The organism is Faecalibacterium prausnitzii, assembly GCF_049532945.1.
Lineage (GTDB): Bacteria > Bacillota > Clostridia > Oscillospirales > Ruminococcaceae > Faecalibacterium > Faecalibacterium prausnitzii_N.
This window is the reverse complement of the sequence record NZ_CP186691.1, coordinates 1,754,311-1,773,938: the sequence shown is the minus strand read 5'-3', so window position 1 is coordinate 1,773,938 and position 19,628 is coordinate 1,754,311. Positions and strand designations below refer to the sequence as shown.

Here is a 19,628-nt window from a genome sequence, read left to right as displayed (position 1 = left end):
CCGTCATTCGGTGGTTCCCTGAGGAGGATCTTATGTACTCTGTTCTGAGAAGTTACGGCCTGAATGGCCTGACCGGCTTTGCTGTGGCCGTCGAAGCTGACATCTCCGGCGGGCTGCCTGCATTTTCGCTGGTTGGCCTGCCGGATTCCGCCGTCCGCGAGAGCGGCGACCGCGTCCGTGCCGCCATCAAAAATCTGGGCTTCAAGTTCCCGGACCGGCGCATTACCATCAATCTTGCCCCGGCGGATGTGCGCAAAACCGGCCCGGTGTACGACCTGCCGCTTCTGCTGGCAGTGCTGACCTCCTCCGGCCAGCTGGAAGCCCCGCCGCAGGATACCGCCTTCCTCGGCGAACTGGCGCTGGACGGTGCGCTCCGCCCGGTTTCCGGCGTGCTGCCCATGGCGCTGGCCGCTGCCGCCGACGGCGTCCGGGCCTTGTACGTCCCCGCCGAGAATGCCGCTGAAGCAGCCGAGGCGGGCGGCGACGCGATGAAGGTCTACCCGGCCCGCACCGCGCGGGAGGTGGTGGATGCGCTGCGCGGCCTCTCCCCCATCGCCCCCACAGTGCCCATCCCCTTCGACCCCGCCGAGAGCTGGAACAATGCCCCGGACCTGGCAGACGTCATGGGCCAGCCCCTCGCCCGCCGAGCCATGGTCATCGCCGCCGCAGGCGGGCACAACGTGCTTCTGATCGGCGCACCCGGCACCGGCAAATCCATGCTGGCAAAGCGTCTGCCCGGCATCCTGCCGCCGCTCACCCGTGAGGAAGCCGTGGAGACGACCAAGATCTACTCCATCGCCGGGCAGCTGCCCAAAGGGCGCGGGCTCATCACCCATCGGCCTTTCCGCAGCCCGCACCACTCGGCCAGTGCCGCAGCTCTGGCTGGCGGCGGCGCACAGTTCCGGCCCGGCGAGTGCAGCCTTGCCAACTGCGGTGTGCTGTTTTTAGACGAATTGCCGGAGTTCTCCCGCGAGAGTCTGGAAGTGCTGCGCCAGCCGCTGGAGGACGGCCAGATCACCGTGAGCCGCGCGGCAGGCAGTGCCACCTATCCCAGCCGCTTCCAGCTGGTAGCCGCCATGAACCCCTGTAAGTGCGGCTACTACGGCCACCCCACCCGGCAGTGCACCTGTTCACCCAGTGCCGTGCGGCAGTACCGCAGCCGTGTGTCCGGCCCGCTGCTGGACCGCATCGACCTGTGCGTGGAGATGGACCCCATCGCCTTTGACGAGCTGCACGCCTCCTCCCCTGCCGAGAGCAGTGCCGCGCTGCGCCAGCAGGTGCTGAAGGCCCGCCAGGTCCAATCCCGGCGTTACGCTGCCCCCGGCTTCGAGGGCGTCCGCTGCAACGCCCAGCTCACCGCCGGGCAGGTGCGGCGCGTCTGCCGCATGACCCCCGCCGCCGAGCGGCTGCTGCGTGCCTCCTACGACGCTTTGGGCCTTTCCGCCCGCGCCCATGACCGCATCCTGCGGGTGGCCCGCACGGTGGCCGATCTGGCAGGCAAACAGCTGCTGGATGAGGACTGTGTGCTGGAAGCCCTGCAGTACCGGGCACAGGAAAAAGTCGATCTGACGTTCTAAACGTTGCTGCATTTGCTGCATACAAAAAGGACTGCCACTCAAATGGGTGACAGTCCTTTTGCTTTTCTTACTTGTAAATATCGCCGCGATTTCCCGCATCGGTCACACGGACTGTGATGATTTCTTCTTCCACGGTATACAGAATGCGGTAGTCACCGACACGCAGTCGGTAGAATCCTTCTGAACCCGCCATCGGCTTGATATCCCCTGCAAATGGAAGCTGTGCAAGTGCCTGCATGATTCGCTTTTGCTGTGCAGGCTGTTGTTTGCGAATAAACTTTGCCGCCCACTTTTCCACTACGATGTGATACTTCATAGTGCAATCCCCAGTTCCTGTGCAAGCTCTTCCAGCGGAACCGCATCATGCTTGTGCGGGTCAGGATTCTCCTGGTAGTTTTTCAGGAGCTGCTCACAGTAGGCATCGTCCGCCTGGTCTGTTGTCTCATCTGCTATCAGTCCCTGCACATAGGCCAGCACATAGGCCAGCTTATAATCCGGCAATGCCGCCGTCAGTTCATTCAGTTGTTCCCGAACGCTCATGAAAATCACCTCTTTGCTTCAGTATATCACGGTTCCGCGTCGATTTCAATCAGAATCTCCTCCACGTATCGGGCAGAAAGAACACCAGCATCGGGAAGATTTCCAGACGGCCGGCCAGCATGTCAAAGATCATCACCAGCTTTGCGGGGTTCGTAAAGCTGCCAAAGTTCATCATGGGGCCCACCTGCGCAAGGCCCGGGCCGATGTTGTTCAAAGTAGCTGCAATGGCTGTGAAGTTCGTCACCATATCAAAGCCATCCAGACTGATGAGCAGGAAGGACGCCGCAAAAATGAAGATGTACGCTGCCACATAGACGTTCGTTGCACGAATGGTCTCGTGGTTGAGCAGCTTGCCGTCCATGCGGACGGGGGCCACCACCTGCGGGTGCAGTGCCTGCTTGAGCTCCTTGCCCAAGGTCTTGCCCAGAATGAGGAGGCGGCTCACCTTGATGCCGCCGCCGGTGCTGCCTGCGCAGGCACCAATGAACATGAGCACCACCAGAATTTCTTTGGAGAGAGTGGGCCACAGGTCAAAATCACAGCTGGAAAAACCGGTAGTGGTGATGATGGAACCCACCTGGAACGCCGCCTGCCGCAGCGCCTCGCCGAGGCCGTTGTACATGCTGTAAATGTTGCAGGTGATAATGCCGACTGCCACGGCGATGATGAGGAAATAGGCGCGCACCTCTTCGCTGGCGGCCGCGCGGCGGAACCGGCGCAGCAGCAGCAGGAAGTAAGCATTGAAGTTGACGCCGAACAGGATCATGAAAATGGTCACGACCCACTGGATGTAGGGAGAAAAGCTGGTAAAGCTGTCGTTCTTGAAGCCGAAGCCGCCGGTGCCCGCCGTACCGAAGGCCGTGAGCATGGACTCAAATAGCGGCATGCCGCCCAGCAGCAGGAACACGAACTCGATGACGGTCAGGCCAAAATAAATGCCGTACAGGATCTTTGCGGTAGACTGCACCTTGGGCACCAGCTTATCCACCTGAGGGCCGGGACTTTCCGCCTTCATCAGGTTGACGTGGGAACCGCCGGTCAGGGGCAGCAGCGAGAGCAGGAACACCAGAACGCCCATGCCGCCGATCCAGTGGGTGAAGCTGCGCCAGAACAGGATGCCCTTGGGCAGATCCTCTACCCCGGGCAGGATGCTGGCACCGGTGGTGGTAAAGCCGGACACCGTCTCAAACAGGGCATCCACCGGGTTCGGGATGCAGCCGGTCAGGACAAAGGGCACCGCGCCCACCACACTGATGAGCAGCCAGCAGAGCGCCGTGGTGGCAAAGCCCTCCCGCATATAGAACATCTTGCTTTTAGGCTTGATGCGGTGGAGCAGTGCCCCCAGCGCCGCGCTGAGCGCCGCTGTGAACAGGAAAACGCCCATCACGAACCACTCGCCATAGCACAGGCTGGCCGCTGCGGGCAGCAGCAGCAGCGCACCCTCGATCAGCATGACATAGCCCAGCAGACGGAAAACGATCGCATAATTCATGCCGCGCCTCCGTCAGTCTTCCACGATGTCCCGCAGGTCATGCAGACCATGCTCCAGCGTGACCACGATCACGTTGTCGCCCACCTGGATCTGGTCGCCGCCGCGCGGGATCAGGATCTGATGGCCGCGGGTGATGCAGCACAGCAGCAGATTCTTTTTCAGGTGCAGCTGGCTCAGGGGGACACCGGTGGCAGCGCTCTTCTCGTGGACGGTAAATTCCAGCGCTTCCACGCGGTCGTCCAGAATGCGGTACAGTGTCTTGATGTTGCTGCCCGCTTCGTTCTGCAGTGCACGCACATACTGCACGATGTAATCGCAGGTCATGTACTTGGGGTAGACCACGCTGCCCAGATCCAGACCGGCCAGAATATCATCAAATTCCAGACGGTTGACTTTGGTGACCAGCTTGCCCTTGGAGTGCTTTTTGGCAAACAGGGTCAGCAGCACATTCTCCTCGTCAATGTTGGTCAGGGCCACAAAAGCCTCGGTGGACTCCATGCCCTCCGAGAGTAGGAATTCGCGGTTGGAGCCGTCCTCGTTCAGGATCTGTGCGCCGGGCAGCTGCTCGGCCAGCTCCATGCAGCGGGCAGGGTCGCGCTCCACGATGCGCACACGCACGTGGTTTTCCAGCAGCTCCTGGCTCAGATAGAAGGCGATGGCACCGCCGCCCACGATGAAGGCATTGCGCACCGGGCGCACCGGCAGGTGGATGCGCTGGAAGAACTCGTGGGCCTTTTCCTGTGTTGCAAGGAAGGTGACCTGATCGCCGTTCTGCAGTACAAAGTTACCGTTCGGGATGATCACGCCGCCGCTGCGCTCCACTGCACACACCAGAATATCGCTCTTCAGGCGGGTGGGGATCTCGCGGATGGCCACGCCATCGAGCTCCTGCGCATCGGTCAGGGTGAACTTGATCAGCCGCACACGGCCGTCTGCAAAGGTGTCGATTTTGCTTGCACCCGGGAAGCGCAGCAGATGGGAGATCTCCTTTGCTGCAGCCATTTCCGGATTGATGATGGCCGAAATGCCGATCTGCTTTTTGATAAAGTCCAGCTCATGACTGTAGGACGGGTTGCGCACACGGGCAATTGCATGGCAGTGGCCCGCCTTTTTGGCAAACATGCAGCACAGCAGGTTCAGCTCATCCGAACCGGTCACGGCAATGAACACATCCGCGTCTTCAATGCCGGCCTCTGCCAGCGTGGTGATCGAGGAACCGTTGCCCACGATGCCCAGCACATCGTAGGACTCGCTCAGGTGCTCCACGCGGGCCTTGTTCGTGTCGATGACCGTTACGTTGTGGTCTTCCTCACTGAGCTGCCGCGCCAGCGCGGTACCAACCTTGCCGCCGCCCACCAGAATGATCTTCATAGTCGAAAATTCCTTTCCTTTTCTTCCCCTGTGGGAAGTGTATTGCCAAGCGAAAATACAGATTTAGTATAGCACAGTTCGACGGATAGTTCCACTGTTTATGCGGTTTTCTGAGGTTTTCAAACCGTTCTTGCACTTTGTGTGGAAATGTGGTATAGTCAATTCAACGATTTACTGGAAGGAGGGTGCACCTGAATGGTCGGAACTGCTGCGTGGTTTACTCGAAATCCCGCGTCGTAGATTAAGCGTTTCCGGCTCGAAGTGCGCCCATTTTTAGGGGATATCCCTCTCCATCTGCTGTGTAGCCAGCTCCCCCGAAGGGGAAGCCATTGGCATACCGGGCAGGCCCTGCGGAACACACAGGTCTTTTTTGCGTGAACGTGCGGGTCTTGTCCTCATTGGCAGATAGTTCTTCCAGCAAAGCGTGGAGCATAAATTTTGCGCTGCACAGCTTTGCTGTGCGTTTTTTCTTTTCCAAACGCAGTTTTGATACAACCTCTCCGTCAATGCTTCGCATTGCCACCTCTCCTTGTAGGAGAGGCCTTGGCAGTCCACACCGCGTGTCCGGTTTCGCCAGAGGCTCTCCTACCAGGAGAGCTGTCGAGCGTCAGCGAGACTGAGAGGTTGTACGAAGGATCATCAAAAAGGCGCACTTTCTATTTTGAAATCGATTTGTTCAATAGAAAGGGTGTTCCCATGAACCATCCGCTCAACCTGAAAAGACAGCTCCGTTGTATTTATCTTTCCGATTTCTTCTCCGGCCTGCGCATCACGGATGCGGTCTGGGTGGCCCTGCTGGCCGCGCGGGGCTTCTCACTGCTAGAGATCGGTCTTGCCAAAAGCATCTATTATACGGTCAGTCTGCTGGCCGAGATTCCCAGCGGGATGGCCGCTGACCTGTTCGGCCGTAAGCGCGCCCTCGTCTTGGGCGGTGTCCTGGTCGTGGCCTACAACTTATTGATAGCCTTTGCCCCGAACCTGTTTGTCATCTGCCTTGCTATGGCGTTGAACGCACTGTCCAACGCCCTGTTCTCCGGCACCAGTTCTGCACTGACCTACGACAGCTTGAAGCAAGCGGGCCGCGAACAAGATTACATTCAAGTGTCGGCCAATGAGTACCAGATCACAAATGTTACCAATGCCCTCGGTTCACTGACCAGTCTTCTGCACAAATTTCTGGGCTTTTCCGGATTTTATCTTCTGAGCGCCGCTTTTGAGAGCATTTCTACCCTTGCCATCACACGTTTAGAGGAACCCATCGTCACCGAAACGCAGGCCAGCCGGAAGCAGCATCCTCTGCGGGAGCTGCCCGCCCAATTTGCTCAGCTGATCCAGGACAGCCTGCGGGTTCTCCGCTCCTGCCCGTCAGTCGGGAGACTCATTCTGTCCAGCGCCGTCATCAGCGGCTCCAACTATCTGAGCATCATGTTCTTTCAACAGCGTCTGGTAGAACTGGGATATCCCACTTCGCTGCTGTTTCTTCCGTTACTGTTCAGCAATCTGGCTGCTATGCTGGGTACGGAATGGGGTCGTCGAATCCACTTGCACAGTTTCCGGCGGTTTTATACCCTCTGTGCCCTGCTCTGCGGCATCGGATGCCTCTGCGTGGGTGCCGCGCCTGCACTGGTGGGCATTTTGGGTTGTATGCTGGCCGAAGGCGTATTGGGTGCCTGGCTCCTGCACGAGAACCGACGGATGAACGATGCCATCCCCAGTGACCAGCGGGCCACTCTCATCAGCATGGACAACATAGCCTACAGTCTGCTGATGATTCCCGCCAGCCCGCTCGTGGGTGCAATCGGGGACATTTTCGGGCAGGCCGGAGCTGGACTCGTTCTTCTGGGGCTTGCCGTTGCCCTCAGTGGGCTGATCGTACAAAAGCAGAACTGACACAAAAGGCAGAGCCGGGATTTCTCCCGGCCCTGCCTTTTTTTGATCTCTTAATACCGTTCCACACCATCTTTGGTGACGAGGGCATACACCAGCGGGGCTTCCTCCGGCTTCTCAGGGCCGTATCCAAGGCCGCTGCGGTACTCGGCGGCGGCAGCGTCAAACTTATCGGCTGCGCCGTAGAAGGTAGCCAGACTCTCGCCCTTCTTTACGTAGTCGCCGCGCTTTTTATGCAGGGTGATGCCGGCGGCAAAATCCAGCGGGTCGCCCTTTTTCTGTCGGCCCGCACCCAGCAGTACGCTGGCAGAGCCGATCTTCTCGGCGTCATTGGCCGTGATGTAGCCATCCTGTTCGGCCAGCAGCTCATAGCGGGCAGCGGGCTTCTCGAACCGGTCGTAATCGTCCAGCACGCGGGTATCGCCGCCCTGCGCCGCAAACATCTCCTTGCACTTAGCAAAGGCAGAGCCATCGGCGATCGCCGTCTCGGCCATGGCGCGGCACTCGGCAGGAGTGCCCTTATCGGCCAGCACCAGCATGTTCGCCGCCAGCTGCAGGCAGACCTCGGTCAGGTCGGCGGGGCCATGGCCCTTGAGCACATCCATGCTTTCCATGACTTCCAGACTGTTGCCAATGTTATGGCCCAGCGGGGTGTCCATATCGGTGATCATGGCAGCCACCCGGCGGCCGTGATGGGTGCCAATGGATACCATCAGCTTGGCCAGCTCAATGCTCTGGTCTACCGTTTTCATAAAAGCTCCGGTGCCGGTGGTCACATCCAGCAGGATGGCATCCGAGCCGGAAGCCAGTTTCTTGGACATGATGCTGGATGCGATGAGTGGGATGCAGCTGACGGTTGCGGTCACATCCCGCAGGGCATACATTTTTTTATCTGCAATGGCAATGCCCTCGCTCTGGCCAATGACCGACAGACCGATCCTGTTCACCTGCGCAAAGAACTCCTCCTGTGAGAGGGCAGTTCTGGTGCCGGGCACGCTCTCCATCTTATCGATGGTGCCGCCGGTATGGCCAAGGCCCCGGCCGCTCATCTTGGCGATCTTCACGCCGCAGGCCGCCACGATGGGGGCAATGACCAGCGTGGTCTTGTCACCTACGCCGCCGGTGGAGTGCTTGTCCACCTTGATGCCCGGAATGGGCGAAAGATCCACCATCACACCGCTGTGAGCCATCACATCGGTCAGCTCTGCGGTCTCCTCATCGGTCATGCCGCGCAGATAGACAGCCATCATCCATGCAGCCATCTGGTAATCAGTCACTTCTCCGCTGACATAGCCATTGACGATCTGCTCCAGCTCCTCACGGCTGTGCGTACCGCCGTCACGCTTTTTTGCAATCAGATCATAAACGCGCATCGTATCACGCTCCTCGTTTTTTCAATAGTACGACATTGTAAGATATAGTATAGCAAAATTCCAAACAAAAGCAAGTATCATTCTGTAAACTTTGCCCAATTTCAAGCCAAAAAGGGCGCAGCCGCCCGGAAAAAGCAGCTGCGCCCTTGTTTTGGGAACACAAATCGTCGTTTTAGCGGGATCCCTTGTCGTAGGGGATGCCCTCTGCCTTGGGTGCCATGCTGTTCTTGGAGGTAAACGCCAGAATGATCATGGACGCCACGAACGGCATCATGTTGTAGATGTTGCTGGACCAGTGCAGCTGTGCCAGGAAGGTGGAGTCTGCAATGTTTGCCAGACTCTTGAACACAGCAAAGAACATGGCTGCGCCAAAGATGTTGAAGGGCTTCCACTGGCCAAAGATCATAACAGCCATGGCAAGGAAGCCTGCACCGGCCACGCCCACCTCAAAGTTCCAGGTCTGCACCGGGGGCACGATGTAGGCCATGCCGCCGATCGCGCCCAGTGCACCGGAAATGACAACACCGGCATAGCGCATCTTGTAGACATTGATGCCCACAGAGTCCGCTGCCTGCGGATGCTCGCCGCAGGCACGCAGGCGCAGGCCAAAGCGGGTCTTGTACAGCACCACATAGCTGATGATCAGCAGAATGATGCCCAGCGGCACAAAAATGCTCAGCTCCAGCCCGCCGATGCTGAACAGGAAGGGCCTGTTGGTGTAGTTCAGCTTTGCACTGCCGCTATCGCTGAAATTCTTGGCAAGGACCACCGCGATGGCCGTGGCCAGCAGGTTCAGGGCCGTGCCGCCGATAGTCTGATCCGCCTTCAGGTTGATGGAGGCAAAGGCCAGCAGCAGACTGTACACCATACCGGCCAGTGCCGCCACCAGAACAGAGATCAGCACCACGAGGAATACCGGCATTTCGGCAGGCAGCATGGTCAGGGTGAGAACACCCGCCACACCGCCAATGACCATGATGCCTTCCAGTGCGATGTTGATGATGCCGGAGTGCTCACTGAACATACCGCCCAGTGCCACCAGCATCAGAACGATGCCATACAGCAGCGTATATTTGATCAGAAGCAGCATATCACTTGCCCTCCTTTTCGGTTGCAGATTTTGCAGGAGCAGCAGGCTCTGCGTTCACATTGGTTTTATCGGCATTCTTGAACAGCAGTGCGTGGATCTTGCCGCGGAACAGCATGGAGAATGCACACAGGTAGATGATGATACCGCTGATCAAGTCCGAGATCTCAGTGGGGTAATACTTGGTGGAAAGGAAGGAGCCGCCCACCGAAATATGGGAAATGAAGATTGCCGAGAAAATGGTGCCAATGGGGTTGGAGCTTGCCAGCAGTGCAACGGAAATGCCGTTGAAGCCCATTGTCGGCAGGCTGGTGGAGTTCAGCGGGTTCCACTGGGACACATTGGACAGATAGTACAGGCCCGCACCAAAACCGGCCAGCGCACCGGCAATGGCCATGGAGAGGATGATGTTCTTCTTCTCGTTGATACCGGCGTAGCGGGCAGCGCTCTTGTTCAGGCCGACTGCCTTGAGCTCGTAGCCGAAGGTGGTCTTGTTCAGCACCACCCAGATCAGAACTGCCACTGCTGCCGCCAGGAAGATGGCAATGGTGGTGCTGTTGGTCTGGAACAGCTTGTTCAGGCCGAAATCCGGGATGATGGACTGAGCGTAATCGGCGTTCTTGCTGATGTTGATGGTACGGGTGTTGCGCACATCGTACATGGGGCCGGTGCCGTTCTGGTAAATGAGCTCATTGACCAGATACAGGCCGATCCAGTTGAACATGATGGAGGTAATGACCTCGTTGATGTTGAAGTAGGCCTTGAAGAAGCCGGGGATCGCACCCCAGATGCCGCCCAGAATGGTGGCTGCGATCAGACAGACGAACCACGGCAGCTTGAGCATGATGGCGCAGTACAGAGCGCCGTAAGCGCCCAGCGTATACTGACCCGCCGCACCGATGTTGAACAGGCCGGTCTTGAAGGCAAACGCCACAGACAGACCGGTCATAATGAGGGGAGCCGCATTTGCCAGCTCCTTGCCGACACCGTAGGGTGCGTCATGGAAGCCGCCCTTCAGGATGCGCACAAAGCCGTCGCCCCATGCGTGAGCCGGGTTGATGGCCAGCAGCACCAGAAAACCAACCACAAGGCCGATCAGGATGCACAGCAGAGCAGCCAGCACACTGGTGATGGAGCTGTTCAGACTGCTGTGGGAAAGTTTTTTCTTGTTCATGTGTTATTTGCTCTCCTTTCCCTGCTTGCGTGCGCCTGCCATATACAGGCCCAGCTCCTGCACGGTGGTGGTCTTGGGGTCAAATTCGCCCACGACCTCGCCCTCGTACATCACAAGGATGCGGTCGGACAGGTTCATCACCTCGTCCAGCTCCAGACTGACCAGCAGCACAGCCGTGCCCTTATCGCGCTCGGCCACGATCTGACGGTGGATGTATTCAATTGCACCAACGTCCAGACCGCGGGTTGGCTGGACTGCCACCAAGAGCTTTGGGTCCTTATCGATCTCACGGGCAATGATGGCCTTCTGCTGGTTGCCGCCGGACATGCTGCGCACGGTGGTCAGGCTGCCCTGACCGCTGCGCACATCATACTGCGCGATCAGCTTATCAGAGTATTCGCGCACCTTATCGCTGCGGATAAAGCCGCCCTTCTGGAACTCGGGCTGCCAGTAGCGCTGCAGCACCATGTTGTTTTCCAGACTGTAGTCCAGCACCAAACCGTGCTTGTGACGGTCCTCCGGGATGTGGCTCATGCCGTCCTTGGAACGCTGACGGATGGACTCGTTGGTGATGTCCTTGCCGTCCAGTGTGATCTTGCCGCTGCTGATCTTTTCCAGACCGGTCAGGCCGTAGACGAACTCGGTCTGACCGTTGCCCTCGATACCGGCAAGACAGACGATCTCACCGGCGTGCACCTGAAAAGAGACATTCCGGACTGCATCCTTCTTGTGCTGGGCGCTGTGCATGGTAACGTTTTCCACATCCAGCACCACTTCGCCGGGGTTGGCAGGCTTTTTGTCCACCTGCAGCTGCACATCACGGCCAACCATCATGCGGGAAAGCTCTTCCTTGGTGGTGTCCTTGATGTCCACGGTGCCCATATACTTGCCCTTGCGCAGAACAGTGCAGCGGTCTGCCACCGCCATGATCTCGTTGAGCTTGTGGGTAATGAACAGGATGGACTTGCCTTCCTTCTTGAACCCGCGCATGATCTCCATCAGTTCGTCGATCTCCTGCGGGGTCAGCACTGCGGTAGGCTCGTCGAAGATCAGGATCTCGTTGTCGCGGTACAGCATCTTCAGGATCTCAACACGCTGCTGCATACCAACAGAGATATCGCTGATCAGTGCATCCGGATCCACGCGCAGGCCGTACTTTTCGCTCAGGGCCATCACCTTTTTGCGTGCCTCGGCCTTCTGCAAAAAGCCCATCTTGTTGGGTTCCACCCCCAGAATGATGTTGTCCAGCACGCTGAAGCATTCCACCAGCTTGAAGTGCTGGTGCACCATGCCGATGCCCAGTGCGTTTGCATCATTGGGGTTGCGGATGACAACCTCCTTGCCGTTTTTGCGGATCTGACCAGCTTCCGGTTGGTACAGGCCAAACAGCACGCTCATCAGCGTACTTTTGCCGGCGCCGTTCTCGCCCAGCAGGGCATGTACCTCGCCTTTGCGCAGCTGCAGGGTGATATCGTCGTTTGCCTTGATTCCAGGGAACTCCTTGGTAATGTGGAGCATTTCGATCACAAAATCCTCTGCCAATCTGCTCACTCTCCTTTCGTGTCGTTTCGACACCGATACTATTCTGTCTCTCATTATACCGTATTTTTGCCGGTTTGCACACTTCTTTTTGAATTTTTAAGGATTTGTCCTGTCAAAAGTATGACTTTTGTGCAACCTGAACAGTTTTCTGCGAGACGTTTTTTCCAGAAATTGCAAAAAGAGGCTGCTGCACCCACTCCCTCCGTCACAGCCCCGCCGCGTCTGCTCCCTCTGGGAGGGAGCCTGAACGTGACGGCCCGCAATCAAAGCCTCCCTCATTGAGGGAAGTGGCATTGCGCAAGCAATGCCGGAAAGAGTGATGCAGGCAGCCTCGCAGACTACAGAAAAATTACTGGATGTAGTTGACGGTGGTGAACTCGCTGACGGTGGGCTTGGTAGCGTCGTCGGAGCTGTTATCAACAGTGATCTCGCCGCTCTTGATCTTGCCCTTGACTTCCTCGTACTCGTCGGTGGTGAAGGACTCGAAGTTCCAGCTGTCTGCATCGGTGGGCAGGCCGATATAATCGCCGTCCTCCAGACCGAAGTTGCCGTTGGTGGCAGCGATCTCGCTCCACTCGCCGCCCTCGATGTCGGTCAGAGCAGTCTCGACCGCAGCGGACAGGCCCTTCATAGCAGAGGTGATGAACGGGTTATAAGCGTAGGTGCCATCTGCAACGCCGTTTGCACCGATGTAGTTCTGGTCAACGTCAACGCCGATGACGTAGCCATTGTTCTTCAGAGCAGCCTCAACAGCGGAGGTGTAGATGCCGCCGCAGGCAAAGACGACCTGAGTGCCGTTGGAGTACCAGCCCTCCATACGGGAGGTGATGTTTGCATCGCCGTAGAACTGGCCGCCATAGAAGTAGTTGATCTCGATGTTCTGACCCAGCTCAGCAGCAGCAGCGTCAGCGCCCTGCACGAAGCCGTAGCCGTAACGGATAACAGCGGGAACAGCCATGCCGCCCAGGAAGCCCAGCTTGGTCTTGCCGTCCTTTGCGATGGCGTAGCCTGCCAGATAGCCTGCCTGCTCCTCCTTGAAGGTGATGCAGTAGCAGTTAGCAGGGATAGCGTCGGTGCCGATATCGCCCTGAGTCACATCGATGGCGATGAACTTGACATCGGGATACTGGTCAGCAGCCCATGCCAGAGAAGCGCCGTACAGGTAGCCGACGCAGACGATCACATCAGCGCCGTCGTTGACAGCCTGACGGATCATGGTCTCGCGGTCCTCATCGGAAGCGTCAGCCTCGGGAATGTAGTACTGGCAGTCATCGCCCATGTAGCCGGAAACAGCAGTCCAGCATGCCTGGTTGAAGCTCTCATCATCGATCGTGCCAGTATCGCAGGTCAGAGCGACCTTCGTGATCTTACCAGCAGCCTCAGAGCCAGCAGATGCTGCGGAAGAAGCAGCAGCGGAAGAAGCGGTGCTGGTGGAAGAAGCGGAAGAACCACCGCAAGCGGTCAGAGCAGCGGCAGCGGCAGCGGCACCAGCCACAGCCAGGAAATTACGACGAGAAATCATCATAATCAAACTCTCCTTTTATGTGATTTGAAAACTTTCGTTTTACGTTCCAAATGTGCACACTGGCACATTTATTGAACCAAGTATAGCCGGGATCTGTGACGAAAGCAAGGAATTTCTGATTACAAAATATTTACAGATTTTTTGTAAAATTCGCGTAAAAGTCTTGCTTTTTGTCCAATTTTGCGCTTTTCCTGCCCGGTCTGCGGCCTCATTCCTCCACCGCTTTGTTGCCCGCCACATTGGAGGGGCCAAAGCCGAAGGGCAGCAGTTCGTCCATGCTGCGCTCGATAAAGTCTTCCGGTGTCTTTGCCATGATAACGTTCAGTTCCGGCCCGCCGAATTCAAACAGAGCCTGGCGGCACACCCCGCAGGGAGAAGTGATCTGCTCGTTCACCTCGCCGCGGCGGGCCCCCACGACGGCAATGTCGGTGAACCGGGTCACGCCCTCACTCACTGCCTTGAACAGAGCCGTGCGCTCTGCACAGCTGGTGGGGGTAAAGGCAGCGTTCTCCACGTTGCAGCCGGTGAAGACGCGGCCGTCCTCCGCCCGCAGCGCCGCGCCGACCAGAAAGTCCGAATAGGGCGCATAGGCCCCCTCGCGGGCCTTCAGCGCCATGCGGATGAGCTCCTTCTTTTCTTCCAGGGTCAGATTCGTCATGGTGTAGTCCTCCTTTTTATCTCAGCGGATAAACAAACATTTCTGCATCCTTCTGCACAAATCCTATTGAGCGGAACATTGCCTGGGACTGTGCATTGAACGAATAGATCTCCGCAAAGCACTCCGGGTAGCCCTTTTCCCGTGCCAGCTCCAAGATCTTTTCTACCACAGCCCGCCCGATGTGCCGGTTCTGGTATGCCTTGCAGATCACAATGGCAATTTCTCCGCTGGTCTGTAAACAAACATCGCCGCAGAGGATTCCTTCATACTCGATGTAAAACAGATCGCCATGGGCGTTCAGATACTCATACATGTTTTTCAGAATGGATAGATCATAAACGCGTTCCTGATTATCCACCTGGTGGCACAGCTCTGCATCCTGATACCACGGAAGCGTAGTCTCGTAGGCTGGGTAATAGGGAACGAGGCGGAGCGATGGGGTGATGGGAATAGTTTTCCTTCCCTGCTTTTCCATTGTCCTTCCTCCTTTTTCATATCAATTAAAGTATACCCCATTCCTTCTTTTCCCGCAAGCGTTCCGTTTTTTTCACATTTTCTGTAATGAAATTTCTTGTATTTTTCATTACAAGTGCTTATAATAGGTTTAAGAAGGAGGCTGAGATATATGGCAAACGCAGTCAACGTGAATTTTCGAATGGACCCGGATCTGAAGCGCAGTATGGAAGAGGTCTGCGCCGAGATGGGCCTTTCCATGACGACCGCTTTCACGATCTTTGCAAAGAAAGTCTCGCGCGAGCACCGCATTCCGTTTGAGGTCTCTGCTGACCCGTTCTACGCAGAGAGCAACATCAATCACCTGCGTCAGATCGTACACGATATTGATACCGGAAAAGCCAAGCTGACCGAACATGACCTGATCGAGGTAGATTAAATGAGACTGCTTTGGGAAGAGGAAGCCTGGGAGGATTACTGTCTTTGGCAGACGCGGGACAAAAAGCTGCTGAAACGGATCAATACTCTATTGAAGGACATCCAGCGGAACACCTATGAGGGTATCGGAAAACCCGAACCGTTGAAGGGCGATCTGAGCGGCTGGTGGAGCCGCCGAATCGACGACACACACCGAATCGTTTATAAAGAGCAGGACGGAAACATCATCATCGCGTCCTGCTTCGGGCATTATGATGACACCTGAAAAGAGGGGCAGCTACCGTGTGGCAGCCGTCCCCCTCTTTCTTTTCAACCCATAATCAGTATTCTGCACCCAGTGCTACCTTCATCATATCGGTAAAGCTCTTCTGGCGCTGTTCTGCCGTGGTGATTTCCGGCGAAACAAAGCTGTCGGAAATGGTCAGCAGGCAGGCAGCGTTCTTGCCCAGCACCTGTGCATTGGCAAACAGGGCAAAGCTCTCCATCTCCACGCACAGGCAGCCGCGCTCGTCGCGCAGCTTTTCCCAGTAGGTGGGCTTTGCATCGGAGGGCTGACGGTAGAACACATCCGAAGAGTGGATGTTTCCCTCGATGAGGGGGATGCCCTGCTTTGCGGCAGAAGCGCGCAGCTTGTCGTTCAGGCTCTGGCTGGGCAGCGTGATGTCCCCTTCAAAGCCGCTCTGCACACGGGCATAGTTGCTTTCACTCACAGCACCGGCGGCCAGCACCACGTCAAACAGCTTGGCCTTGTCGGTATAGCTGCCGGCAGAGCCGATGCGGATGATGTTCTCTACATCGTAGAACTTGAACAGCTCATAGGAATAAATGCCAATGGACGGCATGCCCATGCCGCTGCCCATCACGCTGATGGGACGGCCCTCGTAAGTGCCGGTAAAGCCAAGCATGCCGCGCACGCCGGTCACCTGACGCACATCCTTGAGGAAGGTGTCCGCAATGAATTTTGCACGCAGAGGATCGCCCGGCATCAGGACGGTCTTTGCAAAATCGCCTTTTTCGGCGCCGATGTGGGGAGTTGCCATAGTAATCGTCTCCTTTTCTTTGGTTATGTTATAATGAACCTCTCAGGCATCACGCAGCAGAACGAGAGGTTTTTTCCTTATCTTTTGCCGGGGAAGAAGTTCTGCGGTGCCAGATACGAGCCGCTGCGGCGGATCTCAAAGTGGCAGTGGTTGCCGCTGGAGCGTCCGGTGCTGCCCACATAGCCGATCAGCTGGCCCTGACGGACTCTCTGGCCTGCACTGACGGTCAGCGACAGACAGTGCGCATACACCGTGGTGTAGCCGCTGCCGTGGCTGATGATGATGGAGTAGCCATAACCCGTACCGGCACCGGCCTTGTTGTAGCCGGCCTTGGTCACGGTGCCGCCCGCCGATGCGTAGATGGGCGTACCGGCAGCCGCACAGATATCCACACCCTTGTGGCTGCCGCCGTACCAGCGCGAGCAGTTCCGGTAGCCGGGCACCGGCCAGATGAACTGACCGCTGCCGGTGATGTAGGCGGTCTTGTTCGTCACCTTCTTGGTGCCGACGACCACCTTCTTGGGCACGGCCTCCTTGAGGGTCTGGGTGGAAACGACGGTCTGTTCCAACAGGGTGCCGTTCGCGTCGTAGACGTTTTGCAGCGTCACAAGACGCAGACCGTTCTCGCCCTCCTGCAAGGTTTTGGTCGTGCCCTTGGTATATTCGTTCGACTGGGTGGTCTCGGTGGTATAGGGGATCTCCTCCTGCCAGGTCTCCACCTTGGTGATGCGCACTTCCAGCGTAGCTTCCTGCTTGGTCACGATGAGGGTGTCGCCCTCCTGGATGTTGGAGCCTTCGGTCAGAGCTGCGCCCTTGAAGTTCGGATTCAGCGCACACAGCTCACGGAAGGTGAGGTCGTTTTTCTGGGCGATGGACCACAGGGTATCGCCGGTCTGGACCGTGTAGGTCTTCTCCTGCTGGCGGACGCCGGAGATCATATCCTCGATGGAATTGTCGTCCTCGAAGCTGTCGTTGAAGTAGATGCCGTCTTCGAGCAGAACGGTCTTGTTGAAGCCGACGGTGACGTTCCCGTCGTTCTTGTACTCTTCCTCGTAGGGGGCCAGCAGGCTGTTCAGGTAGCTGCGCAGAGCGTCGCCGTCTGCGCACACGGCCGTCAGCTCACCATCCAGATACAGGGCCGTGCCCTCGCTGATCTCGTCGCTGGCGCTCTTCAGGATCGCGTCGGCGGTCTCGCTCTCGTCCATGACCTGATGCGCCACCGTGATGGTATAGCTCGGCTCGATGGTCCAGTCGGTCTTGTCCGTACCGGCGTAATTGATACGCTCCATCACGTCCTCACGGGCAAGGTTGAAGACTTCTTCGTTGGCCACATAGCCGACGGTCTTCCCGTTGACCTGAACCGCCAAGGCATAGGGCTGCTGGATGGTGCGGTCAAACACCGTCACGAACACCGCCAGCATACACACCGGCAGGATGTACATGGCCATCCGGGGCAGCAGCCGAAGGTTGCGCCGGATGCCGCTGGTGAGATAATGGACGCTGGCTTTGACGGCCGTGCCGAAGCCTTTCTCCTTCCGGACCGCGCGGGCATGCACCAGCAGTGCCCCCATGCCCCGGAAAAAGAGGATCACCGGGCCGAACAGGTCCCGGAACATCTGGGCAGCGCCGGGGAACGCCAGCGCTGCCAGCTCATAGAACACATTGCGGATGCCGTGCGCCAGCCACCGCGCGACGGCGGAGATATTCCGGCACGTGCGCACCACAGCATATTCGGCGGCAAAGCCCAACGCATACAGGGTCTCGCCCACCCGCAGCACCAAAGCGCTCCCCCGCAGCTTCTGCGAAAGGTCGTTCATGCGGCGCTGCGTCTTCCGGCGGAAGCGGTGTTTCTGCAGCAGCCGGCTGCACTGGAGCTGTGCCCAGAGGGACCGCAGCGTCCGCTTGTGCTTCACCGGCGGTGCTGACGGAACCTCCTGCATCGGCTCCTTTGTCTTTTCATCAATCAAAAGGGGTTGCTCCTTCCTGACTGTAAGGATCAAAAATCACAAATTTATTTCAATTATACACGCCGTCCGCGCTGAAACAAGGTCCCTCACAAAAATTGGGCAGACCTTTCACGGACTTTTCACTTAGTTTTCATATTTCCAGGGGGTCTTCCCCGAAAAGTGCCCGCAGATCGGGCGGGAGCGGGCTTTTCACGGTGACGGCCCGGCTCTGTTCCAGAGGCGGCACCGTGATGCGGATGCCCTCCGGCGTCATCTCGTATTCCGGCACCCGGAAGCTCTGCCTTGCACAGTGCAGCGCCTGCCGCCCAATGCGCTTCCGGCTCCCGCCGTAAAGGTCATCCCCAGCCAGCGGGTGGCCGATGGACGCAAAATGCACCCGGATCTGATGGGTGCGGCCCGTTACCGGCACACAGGCTGCAAGGCTCAGGCCGTTTTCTGCTTTTAATATGGTATACTCGGTACGGCTGGGCTTGCCGTCCGGGGTCACGCAGCGGCCAATGATGCTCTCCGTCTGGCGGCCAATGGGCGCGTCGATCACGCCCGGACCCAGCGGCAGCTCTCCCTCCACAACGGCATAGTAGAGTTTTTCCACATTCCGGGCCAGCAGCGGCGCAGCGTAGGCGTGCTTTGCAGCCAGAACAAGGCCGCTGGTGTCCTTATCGATACGGTTCACCGGGCGGAACACCGGGCTCTCGCCCCGCGCCTCCATCCGGGCCGCATAGCCGTTGGCCAGCGTATCCAGCGGATAGTTCAGGGTGGGGTGCACGGCCAGATGCGGCGGCTTTTCCAGCACCACTGCAAAGGCATCCTCATAGACCACGTTTACCGGGATCTCCGGCTGCGGGGCCACACCGGCCCCGTCAGCAGGCAGCTCGAACCAAATGTCCTGCCCGGCTTCGACCCGGCGGTTCGCCAGGATGGGCTGTCCACCAGCCCAGAAGCCGCTGCCCCGGAACTTGACTGCACGGGCAAGGTCGGTAGAAACGGCACACTGGCGCAGAAAATTGCGCAGCAGCGCGCCGTCAGCTTCGGGCGGCACCGGAAAGATCAGTTTCATCCCTGTGCCACCTCCCCGAAATCTTTACGCCATATATAAATTATTATAACAAATTTTGCCTCCACTTGCAATTCTTGTTTTTTTATGGTATCATGAGGAGCGGAAAACGAGTGGAACATACGGCGGCGGGGCGGCTTTGACCGCTCTGAGGAAAGTCCGGGCCTCACAGAGCACGGTAACTGCTAACGGCAGCCGAGGGTGACCTTAGGGAAAGTGCAACAGAAAACAAACCGCCGCAGCAATGCGGTAAGGATGAAACGGCGAGGTAAGAGCTCACCAGCGCATGGGTGACCATGCGGCTTTGTAAACCCTACCGGAAGCAACGCCTATATGGGACGTACAGCGCTGCTCGCGTGTCCCGAAGGCGGCACGAACCTGTCAGCAATGGCAGGTCTAGACAGATCGTCGTTTAATACAGAACCCGGCTTACGGTCTATCTCGTTTTCC

General features: G+C 57.8%; 19 protein-coding genes and 1 other RNA gene. 5 read left to right on the top strand and 15 right to left on the bottom strand.

Annotation, left to right across the window (positions count from 1 at the left end):
* Positions 1 to 32 precede the first annotated feature (32 nt).
* Positions 33 to 1,577 carry a YifB family Mg chelatase-like AAA ATPase gene (locus ACNQFG_RS08860; protein ID WP_423404612.1) on the top strand — a complete coding sequence of 515 codons (1,545 nt, stop codon included), beginning with the start codon at positions 33 to 35 and terminating at the stop codon, positions 1,575 to 1,577.
* Positions 1,578 to 1,644: 67 nt separating this feature from the next.
* Here the strand turns inward: ACNQFG_RS08860 and ACNQFG_RS08855 are convergent, their stop codons facing one another.
* The 5 genes from ACNQFG_RS08855 to ACNQFG_RS08835 form a co-directional block, all read right to left on the bottom strand.
* Positions 1,645 to 1,893 (bottom strand): type II toxin-antitoxin system RelE family toxin, encoded by a 249-nt coding sequence (locus ACNQFG_RS08855; RefSeq protein WP_118551835.1) that lies wholly within the window; start codon positions 1,891 to 1,893, stop codon positions 1,645 to 1,647.
* Entirely contained in the window at positions 1,890 to 2,117 is a 228-nt protein-coding gene (locus ACNQFG_RS08850; RefSeq protein WP_207685452.1) for a hypothetical protein, read from the bottom strand. Before ACNQFG_RS08850 ends, ACNQFG_RS08855 begins: the two co-directional genes overlap by 4 nt.
* 49 nt (positions 2,118 to 2,166) lie before the next feature.
* Positions 2,167 to 3,609, bottom strand: a complete 1,443-nt coding sequence (locus tag ACNQFG_RS08845) for a TrkH family potassium uptake protein (protein ID WP_423404611.1) — start codon at positions 3,607 to 3,609, stop codon at positions 2,167 to 2,169.
* A 12-nt stretch (positions 3,610 to 3,621) separates the two neighbouring features.
* On the bottom strand, positions 3,622 to 5,037 hold the full coding sequence (gene trkA, locus ACNQFG_RS08840) for a Trk system potassium transporter TrkA (RefSeq protein ID WP_423406573.1): 1,416 nt from the start codon (positions 5,035 to 5,037) through the stop codon (positions 3,622 to 3,624).
* A 184-nt stretch (positions 5,038 to 5,221) separates the two neighbouring features.
* Positions 5,222 to 5,497, bottom strand: coding sequence for a hypothetical protein (locus tag ACNQFG_RS08835; RefSeq protein ID WP_423404610.1), 276 nt, complete (start codon positions 5,495 to 5,497; stop codon positions 5,222 to 5,224).
* 155 nt (positions 5,498 to 5,652) lie between these two features.
* On the opposite strand from ACNQFG_RS08835, the gene ACNQFG_RS08830 reads away from it, so the two are divergent.
* Positions 5,653 to 6,870 carry an MFS transporter gene (locus tag ACNQFG_RS08830; protein WP_423404609.1) on the top strand — a complete coding sequence of 406 codons (1,218 nt, stop codon included), beginning with the start codon at positions 5,653 to 5,655 and terminating at the stop codon, positions 6,868 to 6,870.
* A gap of 50 nt (positions 6,871 to 6,920) precedes the next feature.
* Here the strand turns inward: ACNQFG_RS08830 and ACNQFG_RS08825 are convergent, their stop codons facing one another.
* The 7 genes from ACNQFG_RS08825 to ACNQFG_RS08795 all read right to left on the bottom strand — a co-directional run bounded on the left by ACNQFG_RS08825 (position 6,921) and on the right by ACNQFG_RS08795 (position 14,701).
* On the bottom strand, positions 6,921 to 8,240 hold the full coding sequence (locus ACNQFG_RS08825; protein WP_423404608.1) for a thymidine phosphorylase: 1,320 nt from the start codon (positions 8,238 to 8,240) through the stop codon (positions 6,921 to 6,923).
* Positions 8,241 to 8,412: 172 nt separating this feature from the next.
* Positions 8,413 to 9,330 (bottom strand): ABC transporter permease, encoded by a 918-nt coding sequence (locus ACNQFG_RS08820; protein WP_097774807.1) that lies wholly within the window; start codon positions 9,328 to 9,330, stop codon positions 8,413 to 8,415.
* Between the two features lies 1 nt (position 9,331).
* Positions 9,332 to 10,501: an ABC transporter permease gene (locus tag ACNQFG_RS08815; RefSeq protein ID WP_005940077.1), complete on the bottom strand. Its 1,170-nt coding sequence runs from the start codon at positions 10,499 to 10,501 to the stop codon at positions 9,332 to 9,334.
* Positions 10,502 to 10,504: 3 nt separating this feature from the next.
* Positions 10,505 to 12,019 (bottom strand): ABC transporter ATP-binding protein, encoded by a 1,515-nt coding sequence (locus ACNQFG_RS08810; RefSeq protein WP_044953477.1) that lies wholly within the window; start codon positions 12,017 to 12,019, stop codon positions 10,505 to 10,507.
* A 373-nt stretch (positions 12,020 to 12,392) separates the two neighbouring features.
* Positions 12,393 to 13,568 (bottom strand): BMP family lipoprotein, encoded by a 1,176-nt coding sequence (locus ACNQFG_RS08805; protein ID WP_423404607.1) that lies wholly within the window; start codon positions 13,566 to 13,568, stop codon positions 12,393 to 12,395.
* A 208-nt stretch (positions 13,569 to 13,776) separates the two neighbouring features.
* Positions 13,777 to 14,226: a cytidine deaminase gene (locus ACNQFG_RS08800; protein WP_423404606.1), complete on the bottom strand. Its 450-nt coding sequence runs from the start codon at positions 14,224 to 14,226 to the stop codon at positions 13,777 to 13,779.
* 16 nt (positions 14,227 to 14,242) lie between these two features.
* The gene (locus tag ACNQFG_RS08795) at positions 14,243 to 14,701 is read right to left on the bottom strand and encodes a GNAT family N-acetyltransferase (RefSeq protein ID WP_423404605.1); all 459 of its coding nucleotides are present in this window, start codon (positions 14,699 to 14,701) and stop codon (positions 14,243 to 14,245) included.
* 150 nt (positions 14,702 to 14,851) lie between these two features.
* Here ACNQFG_RS08795 and ACNQFG_RS08790 point away from each other — a divergent pair, with 150 nt between their 5' ends.
* Together ACNQFG_RS08790 and ACNQFG_RS08785 are read left to right on the top strand one after the other, a co-directional pair.
* Positions 14,852 to 15,118 carry a type II toxin-antitoxin system RelB/DinJ family antitoxin gene (locus ACNQFG_RS08790; RefSeq protein ID WP_097792575.1) on the top strand — a complete coding sequence of 89 codons (267 nt, stop codon included), beginning with the start codon at positions 14,852 to 14,854 and terminating at the stop codon, positions 15,116 to 15,118.
* The gene (locus tag ACNQFG_RS08785) at positions 15,119 to 15,382 is read left to right on the top strand and encodes a Txe/YoeB family addiction module toxin (protein WP_097792576.1); all 264 of its coding nucleotides are present in this window, start codon (positions 15,119 to 15,121) and stop codon (positions 15,380 to 15,382) included.
* Between the two features lie 55 nt (positions 15,383 to 15,437).
* On the opposite strand, the gene deoD is transcribed toward ACNQFG_RS08785, so the two are convergent.
* The 3 genes from deoD to ACNQFG_RS08770 all read right to left on the bottom strand — a co-directional run bounded on the left by deoD (position 15,438) and on the right by ACNQFG_RS08770 (position 19,181).
* Complete coding sequence (deoD, locus tag ACNQFG_RS08780; protein ID WP_423404604.1) at positions 15,438 to 16,157, bottom strand: purine-nucleoside phosphorylase; 720 nt, start codon at positions 16,155 to 16,157, stop codon at positions 15,438 to 15,440.
* 77 nt (positions 16,158 to 16,234) lie between these two features.
* On the bottom strand, positions 16,235 to 18,124 hold the full coding sequence (locus tag ACNQFG_RS08775; RefSeq protein ID WP_423404603.1) for a peptidoglycan DD-metalloendopeptidase family protein: 1,890 nt from the start codon (positions 18,122 to 18,124) through the stop codon (positions 16,235 to 16,237).
* A gap of 130 nt (positions 18,125 to 18,254) precedes the next feature.
* Complete coding sequence (locus ACNQFG_RS08770) at positions 18,255 to 19,181, bottom strand: RluA family pseudouridine synthase (protein ID WP_423404602.1); 927 nt, start codon at positions 19,179 to 19,181, stop codon at positions 18,255 to 18,257.
* Positions 19,182 to 19,288: 107 nt separating this feature from the next.
* Between ACNQFG_RS08770 and rnpB the strand changes: the two genes are divergently transcribed.
* Positions 19,289 to 19,626, top strand: an RNA gene (rnpB, locus tag ACNQFG_RS08765) — RNase P RNA component class A.
* Positions 19,627 to 19,628: the final 2 nt, after the last annotated feature.